We start from the raw sequence: 2655 nt of genomic DNA, 5'->3' as shown, positions 1-2655 counted from the left end.
GGCCTGTTCAAGACCGAGGTGATCCACCGGCGTGGGCCGTGGCGCTCCTTCGAGGCCGTCGAGTACGCCACGCTCGAATGGGTGGACTGGTTCAATCACCGTCGGCTGCTCGAACCGATCGGCCACATCCCTCCAGCCGAGGCGGAAGCGCGCTATTATACCCAGGCCGAGGTCCAAGCCTTGGCCGCATGACCCAAACCAAACGGCCTCCGGGAAACCCGGCGCGGTTCAAGAAGCGCAAGAACGAGAGCGTACCGGAGCAGGGCAAAGACCCTAAGTTGTGGCACGATCAGAGTGTCGCGCATCGCCCTCTCCCGGTCCCCAAAACAGCGACCACATGAGCGAGTCTGCTGTCCCGCCCGATCATTCGCCGGATGCGATGGACCGGCACAGCTCTTCCTACAATGCCATCCTTTCGGTGCCCGCTGCCAAGTCTCGTCAAACCCAGGCCTTCAGCGTGAGATCACACGGACAACTCTGCGCGAGTCAAGATCGATGACGACCGCCTGGTCATCAGGAGATATGTAGTAGCCGTAATATCCATCCGGGTTTAGCCCCGCGAGCGAAACATTTTGAAATGAACCCAACCCCAGCCAGCCCGGGATCACGCTGCCGCGCCCGACTCGCACACCGCTCGCTTCGGTGTAGTGAGGTCCCGCATCAAACAGCGTTTGGATCGTCCCGCTCTCGTCACCCTGCATGAGAACGCCGTGATCGGCGAGATGCGGATTGACACGCAGCACCAGCGGTTCAGCAAGAGCCAGCGAGCCAGTCAGGAGACTCGCCGCCGCAACTCCGGCTCCGGTGAGCAGGCCTGTTGCGCGAGTTCGCATGGTAGACATGGTTTTCTCCCCGGATAAGCGGTAGGCGAACGCCGCGATAGGCGCTCTGATGTAGTAGAATCATCAGGCCCCCGGTGCTTGATCCTTCGGGACGTGCCGAGAACTTTCAAATAAAAATATTTAGATAAATTCAACCTCCATCCGCCTGGCGCGGAGTCTCTAGAGGGTAATCGCAGAGGATCCAGTCTTCGGGGCGACCAGACGCTCTGTTTTCGACGGCGCGCATCACCTTGAAAGCTCACATGGCATGTGCAATGAGTATCGGCAGGTATTCGACCATGGTTTCGCCCCAGTGCGGGCGAAGAATGGCAATGATCATGGGTGATTCTCCTATCTTCGAAGTCCGGATTACGACCTGCGAGACGGGCAGCATTCTGCGCGCGCCGACTGAACGCGAGGTGGCGACGAAGGCGGAAACTCTTGTCCGCAGGGTTCATGCACGCGGCGAGCTGATCGGCTTCAGCATCAAAGGACCAAGCGCGGCCGGTATAGGCCGGATCAAGGCGTACCTTGAGGGTGTCTTGGTCGAGGTTGCACAAGCGAGCACCTGACTCAATTCGTCTGCGGTCAAGAAGCCTCACATCGTGGGCCCTGTGCAGCTCGTCGGATCAAGCAGGCTGTCCGGTTCAGCGTTTAGTATGACCGAAATTGAAGGAATGATGCTGCGCGGGCCTCGCATCGTCTGTTGGAGTGTACACCAGCACGCCGGCCACGGGCCGGCGATCGCTTCGACTTGGCAGGATGCGCTCGTCAGACAAGATGGGAGCGAACAATGGCCCTGGTGCTTCGATCCATCTAAATCGCAAGGGCGAGCCGCGTGCGGGAGGCAGCAAAGCGGGAGGCACGCGCTAAGCCGCTAGCGAGCATCGTCACGGACGGCGGTCGTTACCGGACCATCGGCAGTCTTCAGCCTCTGGCTGTGGCTATGATTGCCGCGTTGGTGACGTCGGCGCTGCTCTGGCTGGCCCTCTGAGGCCTGAACGAGCGGCGGAGATAAGGCGGTGGATGCCAGAGCCGCAGATGCTTCGACCGATCTCTGCGCCGCCCCTTTCACGCCAGGACCGCTGTCGTGGGGAGCCACATTCAGCGAGATTGCGTTCCGTCAAATGATTAGCTCTTCCACGCCAAACGCCAATCGCTCCTGGACCCAGCAGCACCCGAGCCGACGCATCAGTGCTGTGCCTCCACCTCACTTCCGTTGATGCTGGTAGGGCTACAAACGGCCGGTACCTCGCCGTCGAAGACGGTCTTGATCACCTGAGCCACGCTGGCGCCCACCTCTGGGGCGGATCGACTTCGGCCGCCGAGTGGCCTCGGGCAGCACGGTATCGTGGTCCAGAAGATTGATACGCTCCCGTTCGTGCAGCACGAGCGCGTTCATTACCAGGGCCGCCAGTGACTGATCGGCCAATGCCCCGGGTTCCTTCACGGTCTCTGCGGAATTGTTCGCTTGCATCAGGACCAGCTCGGTCAGCTGCTCGGGGGTGAAGGGATCGTCGGTGGTGTCGCTCATGCCCAGCCAGGATAGCTACAGCGCCAGTTCCTCAAATCCGGCAATCTGCACCTGCAGCTGATCCTCCGTTGACCAGCCGCACAATCGCATAGGCTATTATCGCAACACGGTGCCGCCGGGTTCCCGCGGATTACCGAACTGACAGTCGGCTTTGGCGAAGAACTCGCCTTACGGCCCTCAGTGAACCAGTTTAGGGCCCGGCGGGTTAGGCGGCAGATCTTTACCCTGCGGTTCGGTGTCCTTCGACCGGTTCTCCAGCCTCCAGACGCTCGGGGCCTTGCCCGACCAGCGCCGGAACGC

At 61.0% G+C, this 2655-nt stretch carries 4 protein-coding genes; 2 read left to right on the top strand and 2 right to left on the bottom strand.

What is annotated here, in order from left to right:
- On the top strand, nt 1–192 hold a 192-nt coding region (locus AC1DXK_RS30785), incomplete at its 5' end, for an IS3 family transposase (RefSeq protein ID WP_477299692.1).
- A gap of 260 nt (nt 193–452) precedes the next feature.
- Here the strand turns inward: AC1DXK_RS30785 and AC1DXK_RS30780 are convergent.
- Nucleotides 453–842, bottom strand: coding sequence for a hypothetical protein (locus AC1DXK_RS30780; protein WP_456685257.1), 390 nt, complete (start codon nt 840–842; stop codon nt 453–455).
- A gap of 305 nt (nt 843–1147) precedes the next feature.
- Between AC1DXK_RS30780 and AC1DXK_RS30775 the strand changes: the two genes are divergently transcribed.
- Nucleotides 1148–1393, top strand: coding sequence for a hypothetical protein (locus AC1DXK_RS30775; protein WP_477299691.1), 246 nt, complete (start codon nt 1148–1150; stop codon nt 1391–1393).
- A 662-nt stretch (nt 1394–2055) separates the two neighbouring features.
- On the opposite strand, the gene AC1DXK_RS30770 is transcribed toward AC1DXK_RS30775, so the two are convergent.
- Nucleotides 2056–2355 carry a hypothetical protein gene (locus AC1DXK_RS30770; protein ID WP_456685255.1) on the bottom strand — a complete coding sequence of 100 codons (300 nt, stop codon included), beginning with the start codon at nt 2353–2355 and terminating at the stop codon, nt 2056–2058.
- Between the last annotated feature and the right edge of the window lie 300 nt (nt 2356–2655).

The organism is Methylobacterium sp. P3_A11 (assembly GCF_056403155.1).
The sequence above is the reverse complement of the archived record's forward strand: the minus strand, read 5'-3'. Positions and strand labels throughout refer to the sequence as shown.

Coding starts and splice junctions, on each gene's coding strand:
- AC1DXK_RS30775 (WP_477299691.1), top strand. CDS start 1,148: ATGGCAATGATCATGGGTGATTCTCCTATCTTCGAAGTCCGGATTACG.
- AC1DXK_RS30770 (WP_456685255.1), bottom strand. CDS start 2,355: ATGAGCGACACCACCGACGATCCCTTCACCCCCGAGCAGCTGACCGAG.
- AC1DXK_RS30780 (WP_456685257.1), bottom strand. CDS start 842: ATGTCTACCATGCGAACTCGCGCAACAGGCCTGCTCACCGGAGCCGGA.